The 24,252-nt window shown below is 57.6% G+C and carries 19 protein-coding genes and 1 pseudogene; 10 read left to right on the top strand and 10 right to left on the bottom strand.

Features of this window, described 5'->3' with window-relative positions; all coding sequences use genetic code 11:
* Nucleotides 1–133 precede the first annotated feature (133 nt).
* The 3 genes and pseudogenes from AC2FAJ_RS18540 to AC2FAJ_RS18530 form a co-directional block, all read right to left on the bottom strand.
* A pseudogene (locus AC2FAJ_RS18540) lies at nucleotides 134–1,275 on the bottom strand (IS481 family transposase).
* A gap of 566 nt (nucleotides 1,276–1,841) precedes the next feature.
* On the bottom strand, nucleotides 1,842–2,312 hold the full coding sequence (gene bcp, locus AC2FAJ_RS18535) for a thioredoxin-dependent thiol peroxidase (RefSeq protein ID WP_032659360.1): 471 nt from the start codon (nucleotides 2,310–2,312) through the stop codon (nucleotides 1,842–1,844).
* The gene (locus AC2FAJ_RS18530; protein ID WP_008501634.1) at nucleotides 2,312–2,881 is read right to left on the bottom strand and encodes a glycine cleavage system transcriptional repressor; all 570 of its coding nucleotides are present in this window, start codon (nucleotides 2,879–2,881) and stop codon (nucleotides 2,312–2,314) included. The genes bcp and AC2FAJ_RS18530 overlap by 1 nt, the downstream gene beginning before the upstream one ends.
* A gap of 145 nt (nucleotides 2,882–3,026) precedes the next feature.
* Between AC2FAJ_RS18530 and dapA the strand changes: the two genes are divergently transcribed.
* The 6 genes from dapA (at nucleotide 3,027) to ypfH (ending at nucleotide 9,484) form a co-directional block, all read left to right on the top strand.
* Nucleotides 3,027–3,905 carry a 4-hydroxy-tetrahydrodipicolinate synthase gene (dapA, locus tag AC2FAJ_RS18525; RefSeq protein WP_028014021.1) on the top strand — a complete coding sequence of 293 codons (879 nt, stop codon included), beginning with the start codon at nucleotides 3,027–3,029 and terminating at the stop codon, nucleotides 3,903–3,905.
* A gap of 16 nt (nucleotides 3,906–3,921) precedes the next feature.
* Nucleotides 3,922–4,956 carry an outer membrane protein assembly factor BamC gene (bamC, locus tag AC2FAJ_RS18520; RefSeq protein ID WP_028014020.1) on the top strand — a complete coding sequence of 345 codons (1,035 nt, stop codon included), beginning with the start codon at nucleotides 3,922–3,924 and terminating at the stop codon, nucleotides 4,954–4,956.
* A 109-nt stretch (nucleotides 4,957–5,065) separates the two neighbouring features.
* Entirely contained in the window at nucleotides 5,066–5,779 is a 714-nt protein-coding gene (gene purC, locus AC2FAJ_RS18515; RefSeq protein WP_023332985.1) for a phosphoribosylaminoimidazolesuccinocarboxamide synthase, read from the top strand.
* 120 nt (nucleotides 5,780–5,899) lie between these two features.
* Complete coding sequence (gene ypfJ, locus AC2FAJ_RS18510; RefSeq protein WP_045631016.1) at nucleotides 5,900–6,769, top strand: KPN_02809 family neutral zinc metallopeptidase; 870 nt, start codon at nucleotides 5,900–5,902, stop codon at nucleotides 6,767–6,769.
* On the top strand, nucleotides 6,769–8,715 hold the full coding sequence (locus tag AC2FAJ_RS18505; RefSeq protein ID WP_485454415.1) for a tRNA(Met) cytidine acetyltransferase TmcA: 1,947 nt from the start codon (nucleotides 6,769–6,771) through the stop codon (nucleotides 8,713–8,715). The genes ypfJ and AC2FAJ_RS18505 overlap by 1 nt, the downstream gene beginning before the upstream one ends.
* Nucleotides 8,716–8,788: 73 nt before the next feature.
* Complete coding sequence (ypfH, locus tag AC2FAJ_RS18500; protein ID WP_028014017.1) at nucleotides 8,789–9,484, top strand: esterase; 696 nt, start codon at nucleotides 8,789–8,791, stop codon at nucleotides 9,482–9,484.
* Nucleotides 9,485–9,522: 38 nt separating this feature from the next.
* Here the strand turns inward: ypfH and AC2FAJ_RS18495 are convergent, their stop codons facing one another.
* From AC2FAJ_RS18495 to AC2FAJ_RS18485, 3 genes are read right to left on the bottom strand one after another with little or no spacing between them, the layout of a single operon-like run.
* The gene (locus AC2FAJ_RS18495) at nucleotides 9,523–9,720 is read right to left on the bottom strand and encodes a YpfN family protein (RefSeq protein WP_013098222.1); all 198 of its coding nucleotides are present in this window, start codon (nucleotides 9,718–9,720) and stop codon (nucleotides 9,523–9,525) included.
* Nucleotides 9,721–9,744: 24 nt separating this feature from the next.
* Nucleotides 9,745–10,872, bottom strand: coding sequence for a succinyl-diaminopimelate desuccinylase (dapE, locus tag AC2FAJ_RS18490; protein WP_028014016.1), 1,128 nt, complete (start codon nucleotides 10,870–10,872; stop codon nucleotides 9,745–9,747).
* Nucleotides 10,873–10,875: 3 nt separating this feature from the next.
* Complete coding sequence (locus AC2FAJ_RS18485; protein WP_028014015.1) at nucleotides 10,876–11,232, bottom strand: ArsC family reductase; 357 nt, start codon at nucleotides 11,230–11,232, stop codon at nucleotides 10,876–10,878.
* Between the two features lie 388 nt (nucleotides 11,233–11,620).
* Here AC2FAJ_RS18485 and ypfM point away from each other — a divergent pair, with 388 nt between their 5' ends.
* Nucleotides 11,621–11,680 carry a protein YpfM gene (ypfM, locus tag AC2FAJ_RS18480; protein ID WP_015572204.1) on the top strand — a complete coding sequence of 20 codons (60 nt, stop codon included), beginning with the start codon at nucleotides 11,621–11,623 and terminating at the stop codon, nucleotides 11,678–11,680.
* 108 nt (nucleotides 11,681–11,788) lie between these two features.
* Here ypfM and acrD read toward each other — a convergent pair whose 3' ends face one another.
* Nucleotides 11,789–14,902: a multidrug efflux RND transporter permease AcrD gene (acrD, locus tag AC2FAJ_RS18475; protein ID WP_045631020.1), complete on the bottom strand. Its 3,114-nt coding sequence runs from the start codon at nucleotides 14,900–14,902 to the stop codon at nucleotides 11,789–11,791.
* Between the two features lie 142 nt (nucleotides 14,903–15,044).
* On the bottom strand, nucleotides 15,045–16,739 hold the full coding sequence (narQ, locus tag AC2FAJ_RS18470) for a nitrate/nitrite two-component system sensor histidine kinase NarQ (RefSeq protein WP_485454393.1): 1,695 nt from the start codon (nucleotides 16,737–16,739) through the stop codon (nucleotides 15,045–15,047).
* Between the two features lie 236 nt (nucleotides 16,740–16,975).
* Between narQ and nudK the strand changes: the two genes are divergently transcribed.
* On the top strand, nucleotides 16,976–17,566 hold the full coding sequence (gene nudK / locus AC2FAJ_RS18465; protein WP_485454392.1) for a GDP-mannose pyrophosphatase NudK: 591 nt from the start codon (nucleotides 16,976–16,978) through the stop codon (nucleotides 17,564–17,566).
* Between the two features lie 109 nt (nucleotides 17,567–17,675).
* Nucleotides 17,676–18,719: a DUF1176 domain-containing protein gene (locus AC2FAJ_RS18460; RefSeq protein WP_485454391.1), complete on the top strand. Its 1,044-nt coding sequence runs from the start codon at nucleotides 17,676–17,678 to the stop codon at nucleotides 18,717–18,719.
* Nucleotides 18,720–18,742: 23 nt separating this feature from the next.
* Here the strand turns inward: AC2FAJ_RS18460 and tkt are convergent, their stop codons facing one another.
* Both tkt and tal read right to left on the bottom strand, forming a co-directional pair.
* Nucleotides 18,743–20,731 carry a transketolase gene (gene tkt / locus AC2FAJ_RS18455; RefSeq protein ID WP_028014010.1) on the bottom strand — a complete coding sequence of 663 codons (1,989 nt, stop codon included), beginning with the start codon at nucleotides 20,729–20,731 and terminating at the stop codon, nucleotides 18,743–18,745.
* A 19-nt stretch (nucleotides 20,732–20,750) separates the two neighbouring features.
* Nucleotides 20,751–21,701, bottom strand: a complete 951-nt coding sequence (gene tal, locus AC2FAJ_RS18450; RefSeq protein ID WP_028014009.1) for a transaldolase — start codon at nucleotides 21,699–21,701, stop codon at nucleotides 20,751–20,753.
* A 246-nt stretch (nucleotides 21,702–21,947) separates the two neighbouring features.
* Here tal and maeB point away from each other — a divergent pair, with 246 nt between their 5' ends.
* A complete protein-coding gene (maeB, locus tag AC2FAJ_RS18445; protein ID WP_028014008.1) occupies nucleotides 21,948–24,227 on the top strand; it encodes an NADP-dependent oxaloacetate-decarboxylating malate dehydrogenase in 2,280 nt (759 codons plus the stop codon).
* The last annotated feature ends 25 nt before the right edge of the window (nucleotides 24,228–24,252 follow it).

Raw genomic sequence — 24,252 nt, 5'->3', positions numbered from 1 at the left:
CTCACCCCGACCCTCTCCCACGGGGCTGAGGGATCCCCACAAAATAATACCAGCACGGACGACCCCCTCTCCCTTGAGGGTGTACAGTCCGGGGACATGGTAGACAGGTGTTCGGGGACATGGTGAACACTTTTTAACATCCTTTACCCATAGTGATCGACTTTTTCTTCAGGTCGATCACCCCCACTTTCGTGCTGTACCACCACACTTCATAGCAGCCGTCATCCTGCGTCTCCCTCAGCCCGCCCGTTCTCCCCTGAACGCCTTGCCTGCGCTCAGACTGACACCCTGTATGCTCAGCTTTCCGCTGACATCCACTTTCCTGACCTTCACCCCTTCATCGTATTCAGGTGGCGTTACGCTGCCGCTGTACTGCCGGGCAGACGGCTGATAACGCGAGGCCGGTACCGCCATATCCAGCGCCTCGTGCGGGCGTTCAAGGTTGTACACCGTGCGCCAGTGATCGAAAGCGCGCTGCAGCTCTCCGCTGTCCGCGAACCATTTTCCCTGCAGCACTTCCGCCTTCAGGCTGCGGTGAAAACGCTCCAGCTTGCCCTGCGTCTGCGGATGATAAGGCCGGGAGTGCCCCACCCGGATACCGTGGCGCATCAGCCACAGCTCCAGCGCCGTCCAGGTGCCGGTGGTGTCTCCCCACGGTGAGCCGTTGTCCATCGTCATCCGGTCCGGCAGGCCGTAGCGTTCAAACACGCTGACCAGCTGCTGCTGCACGGTCTCGCGCCGTTCATCGTTACAGTGTGCCAGGCACAGGGAAAAACGGGAGTGGTCATCCGGCAGGGTGAGCGGATGGCAGCGGCCACCGCCAAAGGGAAAGTGGCCCTTAAAATCCATCTGCCAGAGCCGGTTCGGCGCGTCATGTTCGAAGCGTCCCGTAGCCGGAACGCCCGGTGATGCGCCCGGCAGCAGACCGTGACGGGCCATCAGATTATGGACGGTGCTGAAGGCGGGCATACGGTGCCCCTGGTCTTCGAGCCAGCGCTTAATCTTGCGTGCGCCCCAGCGTTGATGACGGTCATGCGCCATGCGCAGCAGGGCCGTGATGTCGTCAGATGAGCGGTTCGGGGAATGATGAGGTGCGCGGGAGCGGTCCTGAAGACCGGAGGCACCTTCCTCAGCCCAGCGCTGAAGCCACTTGTAGCCGGTGGCTGGAGAAATGCCGAACTGACGGCAGAGGAAACGGATGTTCGCCCCGTCCTGCGAGGCGAACAGCACAAACTCGGTACGTAATGACATGGTATCTCTCGCATCCCAGGGCATAAGCGACTCCATAAACGGGTTCTTATGCCTCAGTTGTAAGTGTCTACCATGTCCCCGAACAAGTGTTCACTATGTCCCCGGACCGTACAAGGGAGAGGGCTGGGGTGAGGGAGAACATACGGCTCTGGTGGACATTCCGTTCACTTTATGTTCCTTGCTACTCTGTAAGGACATGACCTGTGAACGTGCCAGGGCGGCTCAATCGCCGCCGCCCTGGCGACCCGGGCTCCCGGCGGTAAATCGCCGCTTCGCGGTGCCTTCGGCTTATTCCTTCCGGCTTGTCGGGGACGGGCGGAGGTAACGTCCCTGTAAAGCCCGCCCTCTCGGCGCATCCATGCGCCTCGCCCCGGCCGGAAGGCAAACGCCTCAGCGATTTACAGCCGGACCAGAACATCGCTGTAAGTGATTCATTTCTCTGAAGCAATGTTCATCGCTTCAGGAAAAAATTACTGGGGATCCCTCAGCCCACGGGGAGAGGGGGCAAATACTAAAAACGGTAGCATGCGCTACCGTTTTGCATTTACCTTGTAGGTCGGGTAAGGCGAAGCCGCCACCCGACACTCACTTCAGGCGCTTGCTTTCAGCCAGTTCAACACCACGTCGTGGTGGTTGCTGGTTTTGAAGTCGTCAAACACATGTTCAACTTTACCGTCAGCGTCAATCAGGAAGCTGATGCGGTGAATGCCGTCGTAGGTTTTACCCATAAAGGTCTTTTCACCCCAGACGCCGAACTGCTCGCAGACCTGGTGATCTTCGTCGGATAGCAGCGTGAAGTTCAGCAGCTCTTTTTCCGCAAATCGTGACAGCTTTTCTGGTTTATCCGTGCTGATTCCCAGCACTTCCACGCCGACTTTCTTCAACTCGTCCATGTTGTCGCGTAAGCCGCAGGCCTGTACGGTGCAGCCGGGGGTCATGGCTTTCGGGTAGAAATAGACCAGAACACGCTGTCCCTGGAAGTCGGTCAAATTTACTTGCTCACCGTCTTGATCCGGTAAGCTAAATTTCGGTGCGATGTCACCGGCTTTCAGTGGATTCATTACTCAACTCCATCCTGTTCGTGCTGCGAATAATTGACGACGCTTATACTGCCCTGCGCGTTTAATTCTGTACAGAGGGCTTTGAACGCTTGCTCGATATTTGACGCATCCTGCGAGGCAGGGCTGTGTGCGGTAATTTGAATAAAGAGCGTGGGAACCGTGCTTGCGTCGCCCGGCTGCGTGCGGGAGACGAGTTCGGCAATGTTCATCTGATGGCTGTCGAACAGCGCGGTAAAGCGCTCAATCAGATGCGGAGAATCAGGGACTTCCACCTGCACCCAGACGGTCGCGGGCATGGCCGGACGCGGGCGCGCGGTGGTGCGCTTCATGACGATCAGCAAATCCAGCTCCGCGCCCTTCAGCGGCAGGGTGGATTCAATAAGGGTAATGGCATTCCATGTTCCGGACAGCAGCATGATAAACGTGAACTCTTCGCCGAGCATCGCCAGGCGGCTGTCTTCGATGTTACAGCCGCAGCTGCTCACGTGACGGGTGATGGTGTTCACGATACCCGGCCTGTCGGCACCCAGCGCGGTGATAACCAGGTAATGTTGTGATGAGGTTGTCAAACCTGTTCTTCCTTTGCATGGTTAAGTCTTCCTAAGGAAAGCATAAAAAAAACGTGCATACAACCGCCAGAGGGCCTCAGGTCGCTTGCTTTTATTACAGTTCCAAACGTACCATTGAGGCTCTTGTTCGCACAGAGGATGGCTCATGTTCACGGGAAGTATTGTCGCGCTTGTTACACCGATGGATGAAAAAGGTAATGTCTGCCGGTCCAGCATGAAAAAGCTGATTGATTACCATGTCGCCAATGGAACCTCGGCGATCGTTTCGGTAGGGACTACCGGTGAATCTGCAACGCTGAGCCATGAAGAGCACGGCGATGTGGTTATGCTGACCCTGGAACTGGCTGACGGACGTATTCCGGTCATTGCGGGGACAGGTGCTAATGCGACCGCAGAAGCGATCAGCCTGACCAAACGTTTTAACGACAGCGGCATCGTGGGCTGTCTGACGGTCACCCCTTACTACAACCGTCCTACTCAGGAAGGTTTGTTCCAGCACTTCAAAGCCATCGCTGAACATACTGACTTGCCACAAATTCTGTATAATGTGCCGTCCCGTACCGGCTGCGATATGCTGCCGGAAACCGTAGGTCGTCTCTCGGAAGTAAAAAATATTATCGGTATTAAAGAGGCGACAGGGAACTTAAGCCGCGTTCATCAGATCAAAGAGCTGGTTTCAGACGACTTTATCCTGTTGAGTGGTGATGATGCGACCTCGCTGGACTTTATGCAGCTTGGTGGTCATGGCGTGATCTCCGTAACGGCGAACGTTGCGGCGCGCGATATGGCTGAAATGTGCAAACTGGCCGCAGCCGGTCACTATAATGAAGCGCGTGTCATTAATCAGCGTCTGATGCCGTTGCACAATAAATTATTTGTCGAACCCAATCCGATCCCAGTGAAATGGGCGTGTAAGGAGTTGGGGCTTGTAGCATCCGATACGCTGCGTTTGCCAATGACACCGATTACCGACCACGGTCGCGACATCGTCAGGGCAGCGCTGAAGCATGCCGGTTTGCTGTAAAGTTTAGGGAGATTTGATGGCTTATTCAGTACAGAAGTCGCGCCTGGCGAAGGTTGCGAGTGTTTCGCTTGTTATGCTGCTCGCTGCCTGTAGTTCAGACTCGCGCTACAAGCGCCAGGTGAGCGGTGATGAATCCTATCTGGATGCGACCCCGCTTGCTGAACTTCATGCACCGGCTGGTATGATCCTGCCGATTCAAAACGGCGATTATAATATTCCCGTGACCAACGGCAGCGGCCTGGTCGGTAAGGCGCTTGATATTCGTCCCCCAGCACAGCCTCTGGCACTGGTAAGCGGGGCGCGTACCCAGTTCACCGGTGACACGGCGTCTCTGCTGGTTGAAAGCGCGCGAGGAAGCAATCTGTGGCCACAGGTCGTCAGCGTTATTCAGGCGAAGAATTACACCATTGATAAGCGCGATGACGCCAGCCAGACGTTAACCACCGACTGGATCGAGTGGAACCGTCTTGATGAAGATCAGCAGTACCGTGGACGCTATCAGGTCTCCGTGAAACCACAGGGTTACCAGCAGGCAGTTAACGTTAAGCTGTTGAACCTGGAGCAGGCGGGTAAACCGGTTGCGGATGCCGCCTCTATGCAGCGTTACAGCACTGAAATGCTGAACGTGATCGCCGCAGGTCTGGATAAGACCGCTACCGATGCCGCCAACGCCGCGCAGAACCGTAACGGCGTCACTTACGACGTTCAGAGCGGCGCGGATGACACCGGCCTGCCAATGCTGGTGGTGCGTGCACCGTTTAACCAGACCTGGCAGCGCCTGCCAGCGACGCTGGAAAAAGTGGGCATGAAAGTGACCGACAGCACCCGTTCAACCGGCAGCATGACGGCGACCTATAAGCCGCTGTCCGACAGCGCGTGGCAGGAGCTGGGCGCCAAAGATCCTCAGCTTGCCTCCGGTGATTACAAGATTCAGGTAGGTGACCTCGATAACCGCAGCAGCCTGCAGTTTATCGATCCAAAAGGTCACACGCTGACCCAGGCGCAGAACGATGCGCTGGTCGCTGTCTTCCAGGCAGCATTCAGCAAATAAATACGAGGGCGGGTTAATCCCGCCCTTTTTATTTTCGTGCTACGCAAACGTGTGCGTGGCATAATATACCCCGTTTTGAACGCAAATTATCACACCAGGAGTAATGAAGATGCAGAAGCAAGCTGAGTTGTATCGTGGCAAAGCGAAGACCGTATACAGCACGGAGAACCCGGATCTGTTGGTGCTCGAGTTCCGCAATGATACGTCAGCAGGGGATGGCGCCCGCATTGAGCAGTTCGATCGTAAAGGCATGGTGAACAACAAGTTCAACCACTTCATCATGACCAAACTGGCCGAAGCGGGTATCCCGACCCAGATGGAAGCGTTGCTGTCCGATACGGAATGTCTGGTGAAAAAACTGGATATGGTTCCGGTTGAATGCGTGATTCGTAACCGTGCGGCAGGCTCCCTGGTGAAGCGTCTGGGCATTGAAGAAGGTATCGAGCTGAATCCACCGCTGTTCGACCTGTTCCTGAAAAACGATGCTATGCACGACCCAATGGTCAACGAATCCTACTGCGAAACCTTCGGCTGGGTGAGCAAAGAGAACCTGGCGCGCATGCAGGAACTGACCTACAAAGCCAACGACGTGCTGAAAAAGCTGTTTGATGACGCGGGCCTGATCCTCGTCGACTTCAAGCTGGAGTTTGGTCTGTTCAAAGGTGAAGTGGTGCTGGGCGACGAGTTCTCCCCGGACGGCAGCCGCCTGTGGGATAAAGAAACCCTGGATAAAATGGATAAAGACCGTTTCCGTCAGAGCCTGGGTGGCCTGATTGAAGCGTACGAGGCGGTAGCTCACCGTTTAGGCGTTAAGCTCGACTAAGTTCCTCAGTTGCCAAAGGATGTTCGCATCCTTTGGCGTCTTACCTTTGTTTCCTATGGTAATCTTGCCGTTAACCGCCTACGATCATAGCTATTATTAATGGAATAGTTCGAGGTGGTTATGCGCTGGCAAGGGCGTCGTGAAAGTGACAATGTAGAAGACAGACGCAGTGATGGTGGCGGCGGTCCTTCAATGGGCGGGCCCGGCTTCCGCTTACCCAGCGGCAAGGGCGGTATCATCCTGCTGATTGTGGTGCTGGTCGCAGGTTACTACGGGGTCGACCTCACCGGTCTGATGACCGGTCAACCGCTGCAGCAGCAACAGCATTCTCAGCACTCCATCAGCCCGAATGAAGATGAAGCGGCCAAATTTACCTCCGTTATTCTCGCCACAACTGAAGACACCTGGAGTCAGCAGTTCGAGAAGATGGGGCGCACCTACCAGCAGCCTAAGCTGGTGATGTACCGGGGCGCAACCCGCACCGGATGCGGTACCGGGCAATCTGTTATGGGGCCATTCTATTGCCCGGCAGACGGCACCGTCTATATCGATCTCTCTTTTTACGATGACATGAAACGCAAGCTTGGCGCTGACGGTGATTTTGCTCAGGGCTACGTTATCGCGCATGAAGTCGGCCATCACGTGCAAAAGCTGCTGGGGATTGAGCCCAAAGTGCGCCAGCTTCAGCAGAACGCGTCTCAGGCCGAAGTGAACCGCCTTTCCGTCAAAATGGAACTGCAGGCGGACTGCTTCGCGGGCGTCTGGGGCCACAGCATGCAGCAGCAGGGCGTGCTGGAATCCGGGGATCTTGAAGAGGCATTAAACGCGGCTGAGGCCATCGGCGACGACCGTTTGCAGCAGCAGAGCCAGGGTCATGTCGTGCCGGACAGTTTCACTCACGGTACGTCACAGCAGCGCTACAGCTGGTTCAAGCGCGGCTTTGACAGCGGCGATCCGGCCCAGTGTAATACCTTCGGCAAAGCCATGTGATGGTGTCGTTTGAACATCTGACGCGCGAGCTTGAGCGTACCGGGCACCGCCGTCTGGTGGTGCTCACTGGCGATGAACAATGGACGTTGAGCCAGGCGGCTGGCCTGCGTGATGCCTTGCCGGGAGACTGGCTGTGGCTGGAGGAGAATCCCTCAAAAGCCGTTAGCGGGATGCTGGGGCGCGAATACCTGCACGCCGTTTTTGACGCGCGTGCCGGGTTTGATGTCTCAGCCTTTGCCGCACTCAGCGGGACGCTGCGCGCCGGAAGCCTGCTGGTGCTGCTGGTGCCGCCTCTCGCTGACTGGGCCGACAGGCCCGACGGCGATTCCGTGCGCTGGAGCGACAGCGCGGAACCGATCGCCACCCCGCGCTTCGTTCACCATTTTTGCCGGACGCTTGCCGCCGATGCGGATGCGATCGTCTGGCAACAGCATCGTCCTCACTCTCTTCCCGCTGCGCCGGATTCGCCCGCCTGGCAGCCAGCCAGCGGCGAGCCGCAGCGCGAGCAGGCGGAGATCCTCGACGCGCTTTTGACCATGCCTGCGGGCGTCGCTGCCGTGACGGCACCGCGGGGGCGCGGAAAGTCAGCCCTGGCGGGGATGCTGCTCAACAGCATTCAGGGGAGTGCGGTGGTCACTGCACCGGCCAAAGGGGCAACGGATGTCATTGCGCGCTTCGCTGGCGAGCGTTTTCACTTTATGGCCCCGGATGCGCTGCTGGCCTCCACGACAGAAGCCGACTGGCTGATTGTTGATGAAGCCGCAGCCATCCCCGGCCCGCTGCTGGACAAGCTGGTGTCGCGCTTTCCCCGCGTGTTGCTGACCACCACGGTCCAGGGTTATGAAGGCACGGGCAGGGGGTTTCTGCTTAAGTTCTGCGCCCGGTTCAGCGGGCTGCGGCGCTATACCTTAACCACCCCCATTCGCTGGGCGTTCGGATGTCCGCTTGAGCGGATAGTGGCGAATACGCTGCTGTTTGACGACGCGCTTATTGACCGCAAACCGGAAGGTGACGTGTGTATACGGTTGCTGGAGCCGCGGATGTGGGAGAGCGACCCGGCGCGCGTGGCAAGCGTGTATGAACTGCTGTGTGCCGCGCACTACCGGACGTCCCCGCTCGATTTACGCCGGATGATGGACGCCCCCGGCCAGCACTTTGGGGTTGCACACGCGGGTGCGGATATGGCGGGCGCGCTCTGGCTGGTGGAAGAGGGGGGATTGCCCCCCGATCTGAGCCGCGCGGTGTGGGCGGGCTTTCGTCGTCCTCGCGGGAACCTTGTGGCGCAGTCACTGGCGGCGCACGGCGGGTCGCCTCTCGCGGCGACGCTGAAGGGGCAGCGGATTAGCCGCATTGCGGTGCATCCCTACCGTCAACGGGAAGGCATCGGCCAGCGGCTTATTCGCAGCGTCAGCGGTGAAGATTATCTCTCGGTAAGCTTTGGCTATACCGACGAGTTGTGGCGTTTCTGGCGGCAGTGCGGCTTTGTGCTGGTGCGAATGGGCAGCCATCGGGAAGCCAGCAGCGGGTGCTACACGGCGATGGCCTTACTGCCGCATAGCGAGGCCGGGCACCGCCTGTGCGCGCAGGAGCACCAGCGCCTGTGTCGTGATATGCGCGTTCTTTCGGCCTGGAACGGCGAAAAGATCCCGGTGACCGATGCCTGGGAAGCTACCCTTAATAGTGACGACTGGCTGGAGCTGGCGGGGTTTGCCTTTGCGCACCGGGCGTTTTCAACCTCGGTTGCTGCCCTGACGCGGCTGGTGTTAGCTACAGACATGCCGCTTCCGGCGCTGCGCGGGAAAATAGAGGGTAAGACGGAGGAGATGGGGCGAAAAGCGCTGCTGGCTAAACTGCGGAGTGAAACCGCGCAAGCGCTTGAGAGCCTTGATTATTCCCGCTGCCAGCAGCTGAAAGCCGACATTTTGCAATGGCAATTTTTTCAATGACTTCTTCAGTAAAGTGGCATGGTCATTACCCCGCAGAGGCGTAAAATCCTGCTCATCAATTAAGGAGACCGCCATGAAACACGACCATTTTGTTGTTCAAAGCCCTGACAAACCGGCTAAACAGTTACTGCTCCTGTTTCATGGCGTGGGCGATAATGCCGTCAATATGGGACAGATTGGCCGCTGGTTTGCGCCCGTTTTTCCGGAAGCATTGATCGTCAGCATCGGCGGCGTGGAGCCGTGCGGTCCAGACGGACGGCAGTGGTTCCCGGTTCAGGGCGTGACGGAGGAGAACCGTCAGGCGCGCATTGATGCGATCATGCCCACGTTTATCGACATCGTGCGCTACTGGCAGCAGCAGAGCGGCGTAGGCGCTGACGCAACGGCGCTGATTGGCTTCTCGCAGGGGTCAATCATGTCGCTGGAAAGCGTAAAAGCGCAGCCCGGTCTGGCTTCACGCGTCATCGCCTTTAACGGGCGTTATGCAACGCTACCGACAAGCGCGACCACGCAGACTACCATCCATCTCATTCACGGTGGTGAAGATCGGGTGATTGAGCTTTCGCATGCGGTAGCTGCCCAGGAAGCGCTGGTGCGTGAGGGTGGGGATGTGACGCTGGATATTGTTGACGATCTGGGCCACGCGATCGACGACCGCAGCATGCAGTTTGCGCTCGACCATCTGCGCTATACCGTGCCGAAGCACTACTTTGATGAAGCGCTCAGCGGCGGTAAGCCGAATGATGATGATATTGTTGAGTTTATGTGAGGTTATCCCCTCTCCACAGGAGAGGGGATACAGACCGATTACTTCTTCTGGTCTTTCTTCGGCCAGTCGTCATCATCGTCCCACTTGTCGTTAAAATCACGGTGCGGCGGGAGATCCGGCTTATTCGCGAGAAACTTTTTGTGGTCAACGCGCTTAAGGTCTTTAATCACGTTCAGCAGTACGCCGACCAGAAACACCAGCACCAGAATCCACCAGTACTTTGCAAGCCAATCCATTCGCTATTCCTCTCTGAGCGCTCGTCAGGCGACGAGTTGCTCCATAATACGTTGATACATGCGGGCCAGCAGTTGTAAATCGGCTGCGTTCACACACTCGTTGATTTTGTGAATCGTCGCGTTAACCGGACCCAGTTCGACAACCTGTGCACCCATGCGGGCGATAAAGCGTCCGTCTGAGGTGCCGCCCGTCGTCAGCAGCTGCGGCTTAATTTCATTATAGTGCTCAATGGCGTTCACCACCGCATCCACCAGCTTGCCGCGCTGCGTCAGGAACGGCTGGCCTGAAAGCCACCAGTCAACGGTGTAGCGCAGGTTGTATTTTTCCAGCAGAGCGACAACGCGCGCTTTGATCGTCTCGTCGGTCAGTTCGGTACTGAAGCGGAAGTTGAACTGGACGAAGAAATCTCCCGGGATGACGTTGTTGCTGCCGGTTCCGGCCTTGACGTTGGCGATCTGCATGCTGGTCGGCGGGAAGAACTCGTTGCCTTTATCCCACTCGATGCCTACCAGTTCGTTCAGCATTGGCGCGGCGCGGTGGACCGGGTTATCGGCCAGATGCGGGTAGGCCACATGCCCCTGAACCCCATGTATGGTCAGGTTACAGGTCAGCGAGCCGCGGCGACCATTTTTGACGACATCACCCACCACTTCGGTACTGGACGGCTCGCCGACCAGACAGTAGTCAAGACGTTCATTGCGCGCCATCAGCGCCTCAACGACCTTCACGGTACCGTTATGGGCGCTGGCTTCTTCATCGGAGGTGATCAAGAACGCGAGACGGTTTTTGTGGTTCGGATGCTGAGCCACAAAGCGCTCTGCCGCCACAACCATTGCGGCCAGCGAACCTTTCATGTCTGCCGCGCCGCGGCCGAAGAGCATGCCATCGCGGATGGTCGGCTCAAACGGCGGATTAATCCAGCGATCAGCGTCACCCGCGGGAACGACGTCAGTGTGCCCGGCAAAGGCCAGCGTTTCGCCCTGGCCGCGCCACGCCCAGAAGTTCTGGGTGTCGCCAAAATCCATGCGCTCAACGGTAAAACCGATGGCGCGAAGGCGCTCAATCATTAATGCCTGACAACCTGCGTCGTCCGGGCTAAGGGAGGGACGGCGAATAAGCTGTTGAGTCAGCTCAATGACCGGGCATGACATACACTACACCTCTACGAAAAAGTCAGAATAAAGGGTTTCACTGAAACCCAGCAGCATAGGCTGACCTGGCTTGCAGAGCAATGGGCGTTTGATAATTGCCGGCATGTCGAGCATTAACTTTGCCGCGCTGTCGGCGTCTTTGATGCTGGCGCGCACGGATTCGTCCAGCTTACGCCAGGTGGTGCCGCGGGTGTTCAGCAGCGCTTCCCATCCCAGTTCGTTAATGGCGGTATGCAGAAATTCTGCATCAAGCCCGTCGGCACGATAATCGTGGAAGCGGTACTCGACGTTATTAGTTTCCAGCCAGCGGCGTGCTTTTTTGATGGTGTCGCAATTTTTAATGCCGTACATCACAACCATGTTGAATCCTTTTGCTCTTATGGCGATTAAACGTTCAGTAAATTCGAAGATATATCTTTAGGTGGAATATAACACACTCAGGAATGCTCTGGATTTACACTTCTTCTTAATTCAACTCACACTTGTACGCTGAATATAGTTTCACCATTTAAGCATAGATGTCCACCGTGTTTAAATCCTGAATAAACTCAGCGCGTAAAATAAAACTCACCCGTTCGTAGGGTTATTTCAAAATATTGCTGGCCGTCACACAAAATTTAAACTCCTCCGTTCATATTTATCATAAATCCCCAACGGTGGCGGGGTACAATCACAGCGATTGGTTAAACAAGTCTTCACAATGATGATACGTTTTCGTAGAATGCGCATAATAATAAGAGAGGTTGTTATGATTGAACGTGAACTGGGGAACTGGAAAGATTTTATCGAAGGCATGCTTCGTAAATGACATTCAGTAAGAATTGCAAGAGCACTAAAATAAGTAAAATAACCATAGTGTGAATTAATCACACAATAAAAAGGCGGCCGATTAAGCCGCCTTTTTTATGACTGCGGGTTATTCCTGTCGCTCCCGGAGCGGGAAGCGACGACGCACCAGCACAAAGAACAGCGGCACAAAATAAATCGCCAGGATGGTGGCCGAAATCATCCCACCCATGACGCCGGTACCCACCGCATGCTGGCTGCTTGAGCCTGCACCCGTGCTGGTTGCCATCGGCAGTACGCCAAAAATAAACGCCAGTGAGGTCATCAGGATCGGACGTAGGCGCTGGCGGCAGGCGTGCAGCGTGGCGGCCATCAGCTCGTGGCCTTTGGCATTCATCTCGTTGGCAAACTCAACGATCAGAATGGCGTTTTTCGCCGACAAGCCGATCACCGTAAGTAGCCCCACCTGGAAGTAAACGTCGTTCTCCAGGCCGCGCAGCCAGGTCGCCAGCAGCGCACCGATAACCCCAAGCGGCACCACCAGCATGACCGAGAACGGAACCGACCAGCTCTCATACAGCGCGGCAAGGCAGAGGAAGACCACCAGCAAAGAAAGCGCATAGAGGGCAGGGGCCTGCGCCCCGGAGAGACGCTCCTGGTAAGACATGGCCGTCCATTCCAGACCAAAACCGGCTGGCAACTGCTGCACCAGTTTTTCCATGGTGTCCATGGCGGTACCGGTGCTGACGCCCGGCGCGGCTTCCCCGACGATTTCAACTGCCGAATAGCCGTTATAGCGCTCCAGGCGAGGCGAACCGCTCTCCCAGCGCGAGGTGGCAAAGGCGGAGAAGGGGACCATCCCGCCAGAATTATTGCGTACAAACCAGCGGTTAATATCATCCGGCAACATGCGGAACGGCGCGGCTGCCTGGACATACACTTTTTTCACGCGGCCGCGATCCATAAAGTCATTTACGTAGCTTGAGCCCCATGCGGTTTGCAGGGTGTCGTTGATATCGTCGATCGACACGCCCAGCGCCTGAGCTTTACGCTGGTCGATATCCACCTGAAGCTGCGGGCTGTCGTCAAGACCGTTGTGACGAACGCGGGTCAGGCCGGGATCTTTCCCTGCTAGTTCTAGCAGCTTATCGCGCGCGGCCATCAGGGCCGAGTGGCCCGCGCCGGCGTGATCCTGCAGCTCCATATCAAACCCGGCGGAACTGCCCAGGCCGCTGATCGCGGGCGGGCTGCTGGCAAAGACGCGCGCCTCTTTAATGCGGGCAAACGCTTTGGTTGCGCGTTCAATGATGGCGAACGAGGTTCCCGTTCTGGCGTCGCGTTCGTCCCAGTCTTTCAGGCGGACAAACATGCGGGCGACGTTCTGCCCGTTCCCGCCCGGGCCGGAGCCGACGGTAGAGAAGACCGAAACAACGTTATTTTTCTCTTTGGTGAAGAAGTACTGCTCAACGTTCTGAACCACCTTTAGCGTCTGCTGCTGGGTGGATCCGCTCGGGAGCTGCACCGAGGTGATGAACATCCCCCGGTCTTCCTGCGGCAGGAACGAGGTGGGAAGATGCAGGAACAGCCACACCATGCCGCCCAGCAGCACAACGTAAATCATCATCCAGCGCAGGCTGCGGTGTAGCACTTTACCGACGGCAGATTCATACCGCTCGGCGTTGCGGTTGAACATGCGGTTAAACCAGCCGAAGAATCCTTTCTGGCCGTGATGTTCCCCTTTGTGCAGCGGCTTAAGGAGGGTGGCGCAGAGCGCGGGGGTGAGGATCAGCGCCACCAGCACGGAGAGCACCATCGCCGAGACGATGGTGATTGAGAACTGACGGTAAATCGCCCCGGTTGTACCGCCAAAGAAGGCCATCGGGATAAAGACCGCCGACAGCACCATCGCGATACCGACCAACGCCCCCTGAATTTGTCCCATCGATTTACGCGTCGCCTGACGCGGGGATAGCCCCTCTTCGCTCATGATGCGCTCGACGTTTTCGACCACCACAATGGCATCGTCCACCAGCAGGCCAATCGCCAGCACCATGGCAAACATCGTCAGGGTGTTGATGCTGTAGCCGAACGCGTAAAGCACCGCAAAGGTGCCCAGCAGCACCACCGGGACGGCAATGGTGGGGATCAGCGTGGCGCGGAAGTTTTGCAGGAACAGGTACATGACCAGGAACACCAGGGCGATCGCTTCCAGCAGGGTTTTGACTACGTCCTCAATCGAGGCTTTAACGAAGGAGGTGGTTTCATAGGCGACTTTGTACTCCAGCCCGTGCGGGAAATACTGCGACAGCTCATCCAGACGGTCCAATACCAGCTTCGCCGTCGCCATTTCGTTTGCGCCGGAGGCCAGCTTAATTCCCAGTCCAGAGGCCGGGTTGCCGTTAAAGCGGCTCAGGTAATCGTATTTCTCCGCACCCATTTCCACCTTAGCAACGTCGCCCAGACGCACTTCTGAGCCATCCTGATTCACGCGCAGGGTGATGTTGCGGAACTGGTCCGGGGTCTGAAGCAGAGATTGCGAATTAATGGTGGCGTTCAGGGCCTGTTTATCGACGGAAGGCGTGCCTCCCAGTTGCCCCACGGCAATTTGGGCGTTCTGTGCTTTGATGGCGTCCGTCACGTCGGTCGCCGTCATCTGATAGCTGTTCAGCTTGTTGGGATCCAGCCAGATACGCATCGAGTACTGTGAGCCATAGGCGTCGATATCCCCCACGCCGTTAATACGGCTGAGCGGGTCCTGAATATTACTGGCGACGTAGTCCGCAATGTCCTGTTTATCCATTGAGCCATCGGTGGAGACAAACGCGATGGTCAGAATGTTGGTATCACCGGTTTTACGCACGGTGACGCCCTGGTTCTGCACGGCCTGGGGCAATTTACGCATGGCCGACTGCAGCTGGTTTTGTACCTGCTGCACCGCTTCGTCCGGGTCGGTGCCCGCCTCAAAGCTCAGGGTAACCGTGGCCTGTCCCGTGGCGCTGCTTTGGGAAGACATGTACATCAGATTATCCAGACCCGTCATGTTTTGCTCGATAACCTGCGTCACGGTATTTTCCAGCGTTTGTGCGGACGCGCCGGGGTAGTTTGCTGTGACACGCACGTTAGGCGGTGCCAGATCGGGATATTGCTCAACGGGAAGAGAAGTAATCGCCAGGACACCTGTCAGACACAACAGGATGGCAAGCACCCAGGCAAAAATGGGGCGATCGATGAAAAAATTCGCCATGAAAGTGTGACCTCGTTTTGCTGCACGTCATTATTGTTTATTGCCCGCATCACTTTAGCGGTAAGGCCCAGGCCAAACGTGGAGAAATAAAGGAGATAATGTAAATTATCATGCGCTTTTCCCGGCGCTTCCCCCTTTACCGTTATTTACCTGTTAACGGCGCGGGTGCGGGGAACGTCACGCTGACCTGCGTGCCGCCGTTTTGCGGCTGCGAGAAGTGCAGTATTCCGCCGAGCCGTTGCGCGCGTTCTCGCATAATGTTCAGCCCGTAGTGTCCCGGCGGCTCGCTGGCCTCGCCAATCCCGATGCCGTTGTCGCGAATGCTGACGCTGTGCGTGCCGTCCACGGCGGTCACGCAGCTGACGGTGATCTCGCTGGCCTGCGCGTGCTTAATCGCATTCAGGACGGCCTCCCGCACGATCTGCAGCAAATGCACCTGCTTCTGCGCGTCAAGCGCCAGGGTGGAGAGGCGGCAGTCGAGGTGCAGCTTCGCCTGCGTCTGGCTCTGCAGGGCATCGAGAGACTCCTGCAGCGCCGCGGGTAAATTCGCATGGTTTAGCGTCAGGCGGAAGGTTGTCAGCAGCTCGCGCAGTTGCTGCCAGGCGTTGTTCAGCTCGCGGGAGAAGTCGGTGATGATCGTCTGCGCGGAGGCATTTTCCGCCGGCAAGGCGTGTTTAAGCAGCGTGAGCTGGATCCGCAGATAGGAGAGTACTTGCGCCAGCGAATCATGCAGCTCGCGGGCGATGGTGGCGCGCTCCTCCATCAGCAGCAGCTGCTGGTAATGCTTCTGCGCCTGGTTAAAGTACAGCCCACGTCCGAGCATGGTCGCCACGCTTCTCATCAGCGGAAGAGGAACGCTGCCCGTCTCGCTTTGCCAGCGCAGCTCGCCGTAGAGGGTATCCTGCATCAGCACCGGCAGGGTTTGCAGAGAAATGCCGCTCGCCTCTGTTCCTTCACACAGCCGCCAGTCGTCGCTGGTGCGTAGCTCCAGGTAATTCATCTGCGTGTATTCATGCACAATCTGCAGAATATGCCGGAAGCACAGGCTGTCTATCTGCCCGGTATTCAGCGCCTGGGAGCATTTGAACAGCATGTCGAGCTGCTGGTGGGCTTCATGCAAATGCCGCGTCTTTTCCGCGACGGAGGCTTCGAGCGACCGATAGAGAGTATGTAGCTCGCCCGACATATGGTTGAAGGCGCGGGAGAGCTGGCCCAGCTCGTTGGGGAGCGAGGTGTCCGGCGCCGGGGTGGTAAATTCCCCTCGCTCAATGCGTTCGCTGGCGGCCACCAGGTTGTTCAACGGCAACACCACCTGGCGACGGATGCGCCGCAGGGTAAACAGCGTCAGCAGCAGGATCCCGAGCGCGCCAGCCAGAGAGAGGAGCGTCACAGTCTGGATTTTATTTTCGGTGTAGTGCTGGAGGGCGAGCACAAAGGCATCAATGCGGCCGACAAAATCCTCAATGTGAGCGTCATACCATGCGCTGTCGCCGCGGGCGATGTGCTTGTCCATGTCCAGCCAGGCCACATGCAGCTGCTGATAGCGCGCCTTGACGTTGTCCGGGACGTACCAGCGGTTCAGCTTCTCCAGGGAAGGCGCGCTTAACGTTCGCTGCCAGTTCTCACGATGCGCCATAAGGGACGGGCTGTTGCGCTGCATCTCGTAGCCGAGGCGGTAGCTCTGCATGCGCAGCGAGCCCGCAATGTTGATAGCTTCGGCGTCACGCTGGCTGCTGGCAAGCGTCAGCAGCGCGACGGTGCTGGTCAGCACGGACAGGGCAATGATCGAAAAGAAAGCCCAGGCAAGGCTTCCGGAAACGGGGCGTTTAACGGTCACGGAACGGATCTCTGCATAAAATGGCTCAGCCACAGGTCATGGGCAGTTGTACATTGCCTGATAACGCGGTGGCGAGCAAATAGCTTATTCATACTAAAGATAAGGTTATTGATCCAAAAGCTGCTTTGGGCATTAACCTGAAATCTGGCGAGAAGTAACGCGCCGCCTGAGCCGACGGACGACAAAGCGGGCTTCACGGAGTAGTATAAACAGACTCATTTAGCCGTGGAGCCCGTATGTCCCTGAACATTACCGTTATCAAAGACAAAATCCTTTCTGAAAATTACTTTGTCCTGCGTAACATCACTTACGATTTAACCCGTAAGAACGGTGACGTGATTCGCCACAAACGCGAAGTCTACGACCGGGGCAATGGTGCAACCATTTTGCTGTATAACCGCGAGAAGCAAAGCGTAGTGCTGATTCGCCAGTTTCGGGTCGCGACCTGGGTCAACGGCAATGCGGACGGACGCCTGATTGAAACCTGCGCCGGCCTGCTTGATGACGATGAGCCGGAAGTCTGCATCCGCAAGGAGGCCGTTGAGGAGACCGGTTTTGAAGTGGGCGAGGTGCAAAAAGTCTTTGAGCTTTTCATGTCCCCTGGCGGGGTGACCGAGCTGGTCCATTTCTTCATTGCGGAATACACCGATTCCCAGCGCACGCATCGCGGCGGCGGCGTGGAGGATGAAGACATTGAAGTGCTGGAAATGCCTTTCACCCAGGCCGTTGAGATGGTGAAAAGCGGCGAGATCCGCGACGGTAAAGCGGTGATCCTGTTGCAGTATCTGCAAACCAGCGGCTTAATGAATCCTAAACCGATGCCGTGATAACGTGTATTTCAGATAAATCTATCCGATAAATCCGATTGAGCCCGCCCGCCCTGGGCACGAAGATACGCCCCAGATTGACCTTTTCGTTTCCGGGGCTGTGCCATTCATGCGCTACTGCGTTTTGCTTTTCTTCTTTTTCTGCGTGCTACCCGCTCCTCTGGTGTGGGCTGCGCCCGCGCAGCAGTCTTTTTCAGACTGGCAGGTTACCTGCAATAACCAGAATTTTTGTGTTGCCCGGAATACCGGCGAGCATCGCGGTCTGGTCATGACGCTGAGCCGTAGCGCAGGCGCGAAAACGGACGCCAGCCTGCGTATCGATCTCGGCGGGCTTTCGGCCCCGCCGGTTAAAGAGCCTGACATTGCCCCGCGCCTGCTGCTCGACAACGTTCCGTTAAAGCTCAATTCGCAGCACTGGCAGTTAACCCCCTGGCATCTCAAAACTGACGATGCGGGTACCATCACCACGTTTCTGAAAAACATTCAGGAAGGGCAGGCGCTGACCCTGCGCGGGGGGAAGCAGACGATCTCGCTGGTCGGTCTGAAGGCGGCGCTGCTGTTTATCGACGCCCAGCAGAAGCGCGTTGGCAGCGAAACGGCATGGATTAAAAAAGGAGATAGCCCGCCGCTGAGCGTGCCTCCTGCACCGGCATTAAAAAAGGTGGCCGTGGTGAACCCGACGCCGACGCCGCTGACGCATAGCGAGCTGAACGATCTGCTGGATTATGGGACGTGGCGGATGAACAACAGCCAGTGCTCGCTGGATCCTAACCGTCGTGAAGTACGCGTCACTGCATTAACGGATGACAAAGCGCTGTTGATCGTCAGCTGTGAAGCGGGGGCCTATAACACGGTCGATCTGGCGTGGCAGGTCTCACGTAAAAAACCGTTCGCCGCCCGTAGCGTCAGGTTACGTCTGCCGTTCACCCCCTCCAGCCAGAGCAGCGATATGGAGCTGATGAACGCCCGCTTTGATGAGAAAACGCGCGAGTTGACGACGCTGGCGCTGGGACGCGGTATTGGAGACTGCGGGATCCAGACGCGCTGGCGTTTTGACGGCCAGCGTTTTCGCCTGGTACGCTACGCGGAAGAGCCAAGCTGCGATAGCTGGAGTGGGCCAGACGCCTGGCCCACGCTGTGGATCACTCGCTAGTTTTGCCGGATGGCGCTGTCGCACTACAACACGCTCAGCGCTTTCTCCACCACATTCTCAACGGTAAAGCCGAAATACGGGAACAGCTTGTCGGCAGGAGCGGATTCACCGTAACCCCGCATGCCCACAATTGCCCCTTTCAGCCCCACGTACTTATACCAGTAGTCGGCAATACCCGCTTCCACCGCCACGCGCGCCGCAACGCTGGAAGGCAGCACCGATTCCCGATACGCCTCGTCCTGGGCGTCAAAAATATCCGTAGAAGGCAGAGATACCACGCGCACCGCGTGACCTTCGGCGGTCAGCTTCTCCGCCGCTTTCACCGTGATTTCCACCTCGGAACCGGTGGCAATCAGGATCACGTCCGGCTTGCCGCCGCTGTCTTTCAGGATGTACCCGCCACGGGCGATGTTTTTTACCTGCTCCGGCGTGCGCTCGATCTGCGCCAGGTTCTGGCGCGACAGGATCAGCGCCGTGGGCCCGTTATGGCGCTCAACGGCCAGCTTCCAGCCCACCGCCGCTTCCACCTGATCGCACGGACGCCAGGTGCTGAAGTTTGGCGTTAAGCGCAGGCTTGCCAGCTGCTCTACCGCCTGGTGCGTCGGACCATCTTCCCCCAGCCCGATGGAGTCATGGGTGTAGACCATGATCTGCCGGGCCTTCATCAGCGCCGCCATGCGCGCCGCGTTTCGGGCGTACTCGACGAACATCAGGAAGGTGGCAGTGTAGGGCACGAAGCCGCCGTGATGGGCGATGCCGTTAGCAATCGCGGTCATCCCAAACTCGCGCACGCCGTAGTGGATGTAGTTCCCGGCAATGTCTTCCTTCAGGGATTTAGAGCCTGACCAGATGGTCAGGTTGCTTGGCGCCAGATCCGCCGAGCCGCCGAGCAGCTCAGGCAGGAGAGGGCCAATCGCGTTCAGGGTGTTTTGCGATGCCTTACGGGTAGCGATTTTCGCCGGGTTGGACTGCAGATTTTCAATCAGCGCCTGGGTTTTATCGTCCCAGTCTTCCGGCAGGCCGCCGCTCATGCGGCGGGAAAACTCGGCGGCCAGCTCCGGGTGCGCTTTTTTGTAGGCAGCAAATTTTTCGTTCCAGGCCTGCTGCGCTTTTTCACCCGCTTCGCGCGCATCCCATGCTCTGTAGATCTCTTTCGGGATCTCAAACGGCGGATATTTCCAGCCCAGTTTCTGGCGGGTTAACGCCACTTCCTCTTCGCCCAGCGCCGCGCCGTGCGCCTCTTCTTTGCCCGCTTTGTTCGGCGAGCCGAAGCCAATGGTGGTACGGCAGATAATCAGGGACGGTTTGTCCTTCACGCTCTGCGCTTCCTGAATCGCTTTTTTCACCGCTTCCGGATCGTGGCCGTCAATCTCGTGCACCACGTGCCAGTGATAGGCCTCAAAGCGTTTTGCCGTGTCGTCGGTAAACCAGCCCTCGGTTTCCCCGTCGATGGAGATGCCGTTGTGGTCATAGAAGCCAATCAGCTTGCCGAGCCCCAGCGTGCCCGCCAGCGAGCAGACCTCGTGGGAGATCCCTTCCATCAGGCAGCCGTCGCCCATAAAGACGTAGGTGTAGTGATCGACAATCTCGTGGTCGGGCTGGTTGAACTGCGCGGCCAGCGTACGCTCGGCAATTGCCAGGCCGACGGCATTCGCCAGCCCCTGGCCCAGCGGGCCGGTGGTCGTTTCCACGCCAGGTGTATAGCCGATCTCCGGGTGGCCCGGCGTTTTGGAGTGCAGCTGGCGGAAGTTTTTTAACTCCTCAAGCGGCAGGTCATAGCCGGAAAGGTGCAGCAGGCTGTAGAGCAGCATCGAGGCGTGGCCGTTGGAGAGAATAAAACGGTCGCGGTCGTACCAGGTTGGGTCAGTGGGGTTGTGCTTCAGGAAGTCGTTCCACAGCACTTCGGCAATATCGGCCATCCCCATCGGGGCGCCAGGGTGGCCGGAATTGGCTTTTTGTACGGCATCCATGCTGAGGGCGCGAATGGCGTTGGCGAGCTCTTTACGGGACATAGTTCACTCCGTGGCAAGGTTAAAGTTTGGCGGCGAGAAGATCTTCGAGTTTTCGCTGGTCGACGGCGAACTGGCGGATGCCGTCCGCCAGTTTTTCCACGGCCATAGGGTCCTGATTATGCTCCCAGCGGAACTCCGCTTCGGTCATGGCTTTCGGTTTTGGCAGGACGGTAGAGGTCGGCACCAGCTTGCGGATCACCGTTTCGTCGCTCTCCTGCAGCTTTTTCAGCAGGTCAGGGGAGATGGTCAGACGGTCGCACCCTGCGAGCGCGAGGATCTGCTCGGTGCGGCGGAAGCTGGCGCCCATCACGATGGTTTCGTAGCGGTGTTGCTTGTAATAATCGTAGATATTACGCACCGACTTCACGCCCGGATCCTCTTCCACCACGTACGGGTCCATCGGCTGTTTCGCCTGATACCAGTCGTAGATGCGCCCGACAAACGGCGAGATCAGGAATACGCCCGCTTCGGCACAGGCGCGCGCCTGGGCAAAGGAGAACAGCAGCGTCAGGTTGCAGTGGATCCCCTCTTTTTCCAGCACCTCTGCCGCGCGGATGCCTTCCCATGTGGACGCGAGCTTGATCAGAATGCGTGACTTATCGATCCCCTGTTCCTGGTAGAGTTCCACCAGGCGGCGCGCTTTGTTAATACTCTTTTCCTGATCGAATGAGAGGCGGGCATCCACTTCGGTCGACACGCGCCCCGGAATGCTTTTCAGAATTTCCGCACCAAAATTAACCGCCAGCTTGTCGCTGGCTTCAGCAACCTGCTGCTCCTGCGTTTTCCCGCGCTGTTTACCGTAGGCAATCGCGTCGTCAATCAGATGGCTAAAATGGGCAAGCCCCGCCGCTTTCAGAAGCAGCGAAGGGTTGGTGGTCGCGTCCTCTGGCTGATAGTGGCGAATCGACTCGATATCGCCGCTGTCTGCAACCACGGTGGTGAACTGTTTGATGCCGTCTAGCTGGTTCATAAATAATTACTCCTTGGAAATAAAAGAGTTAGATGAGTGCGTTAGTTCACACTTCTGAGAAAATCATGATGGACTTAACAAAAAAGCATAGCAGACGGGGCAGGCATTGCTTTTGAGACGGGTAACATGGCTGTTATAAATTGATAACAATTTTTAATGTGTGATGGTGAGAGTTTGGCAGCCTTCAAAGTTTATGCGCTGCTCAGCGGCGATACTATCTGACCGATACGTAAAAGGAATAACAAGATGGACGATCAGTTAAAACAGAGTGCCCTCGATTTTCACGAGTTCCCTGTCCCCGGTAAAATTCAGGTCTCCCCAACCAAGCCGCTGGCGACCCAGCGCGATCTGGCGCTGGCCTACTCGCCGGGCGTGGCTGCGCCGTGTCTGGAGATCGAAAAAGATCCGCTGGCGGCCTACAAATACACCGCGCGCGGTAACCTTGTCGCCGTTATCTCTAACGGTACGGCGGTGCTGGGCCTGGGCAACATTGGTGCCCTGGCCGGTAAACCGGTGATGGAAGGGAAGGGCGTACTGTTTAAGAAATTTGCCGGTATCGACGTGTTCGATATCGAAGTGGACGAACTCGATCCCGATAAGTTCATCAACGTGGTGGCCGCGCTGGAGCCGACCTTCGGCGGGATCAACCTGGAAGACATCAAAGCGCCGGAATGTTTCTATATCGAGCAGAAGTTGCGCGAGCGTATGAACATTCCCGTGTTCCATGACGACCAGCACGGCACGGCGATTATCAGCACCGCTGCCATTCTCAACGGCCTGCGCGTGGTGGAGAAAAATCTCTCCGACGTGCGCATGGTGGTCTCCGGCGCGGGCGCGGCGGCCATCGCCTGTATGAACCTGCTGGTGGCGCTAGGGATGCAGAAACACAATATCGTGGTCTGCGACTCTAAGGGCGTTATCTACAAAGACCGCGAGCCGAACATGGCGGAAACCAAAGCGGCGTATGCCGTGGAAGATGACGGCAAGCGCACGCTTGAGGACGTGATTGACGGCGCGGATATCTTCCTCGGCTGTTCAGGCCCGAAAGTGCTGACCCAGGAAATGGTGCAGAAAATGGCGCGCGCGCCGATGATCCTGGCGCTGGCGAACCCGGAACCGGAAATCCTCCCGCCGCTGGCGAAAGCGGTGCGCGAAGACGCCATTATCTGTACCGGCCGTTCGGACTACCCGAACCAGGTGAACAACGTGCTCTGCTTCCCGTTCATCTTCCGCGGGGCGCTGGACGTTGGCGCGACGGCGATCAACGAAGAGATGAAGCTTGCCGCCGTTCACGCCATCGCTGAGCTGGCGCACGCTGAGCAGAGCGAAGTGGTCGCCTCCGCGTACGGGGATCAGGATCTGAGCTTTGGCCCGGACTACATCATTCCAAAACCGTTCGATCCACGCCTGATTGTAAAAATTGCGCCAGCCGTTGCCAAAGCGGCGATGGACTCCGGCGTGGCGACGCGTCCGATTCAGGATTTCGACGCGTACGTCGATAAGCTCACCGAGTTTGTCTACAAAACCAACCTGTTTATGAAGCCGATCTTCTCTCAGGCTCGCGCAGACGCGAAGCGTGTGGTGCTGGCGGAAGGGGAAGAGGCGCGCGTGCTGCACGCCACGCAGGAACTGATCACCTTAGGGCTGGCGAAGCCGATCCTGATTGGTCGTCCGAGCGTGATCGAGATGCGCATTCAGAAGCTGGGCCTGCAGATCAAGCCGGGCGTGGACTTCGAGATCGTTAACAACGAATCCGATCCGCGCTTCAAGGAGTACTGGAACGAATATTACGCGATCATGAAGCGTCGCGGGATCACCCAGGAGCAGGCGCAGCGGGCGGTGATCAGCAATACTACGGTCATCGGCGCGATCATGGTCCATCGCGGCGAGGCGGATGCGCTGATCTGCGGCACCATCGGCGATTACCACGAGCACTTTAGCGTGGTGCAGGAGATCTTCGGCTATCGCGACGGCGTCCATACCGCCGGGGCGATGAACGCGCTGCTGCTGCCGAGCGGCAACACCTTTATTGCAGATACCTACGTGAACGACGATCCAACCCCGGACGAGCTGGCGGAGATCACCGTGATGGCCGCCGAGACCGTGCGTCGCTTTGGTATTGAGCCGAAGGTGGCGCTGCTGTCGCACTCAAACTTTGGTTCGTCTAAATCCGCGGCGGCGTGCAAAATGCGCCAGACTCTGGAACTGGTGCGCGAGCGTGCGCCGGAGCTGATGATTGACGGGGAAATGCACGGTGATGCCGCGCTGGTGGAGAGCATCCGCAACGAACGTATGCCGGACAGCCCGCTGAAGGGATCGGCGAACATCCTGATTATGCCGAACGTGGAAGCGGCGCGTATCAGCTACAACCTGCTGCGCGTCTCCAGCTCTGAAGGGGTGACCGTAGGACCGGTGCTGATGGGCGTGGCAAAACCGGTGCACGTGTTAACGCCGATTGCCTCCGTGCGCCGTATCGTGAATATGGTGGCGCTGGCGGTGGTTGAGGCGCAGACGCAGCCGCTGTAAGGGCGCGTGTGCTTACCCGACCTGG

The sequence above is a fragment of the Enterobacter cloacae complex sp. 385G4 genome (genome assembly GCF_057320665.1).
The sequence above is the reverse complement of the archived record's forward strand: the minus strand, read 5'-3'. Positions and strand labels throughout refer to the sequence as shown.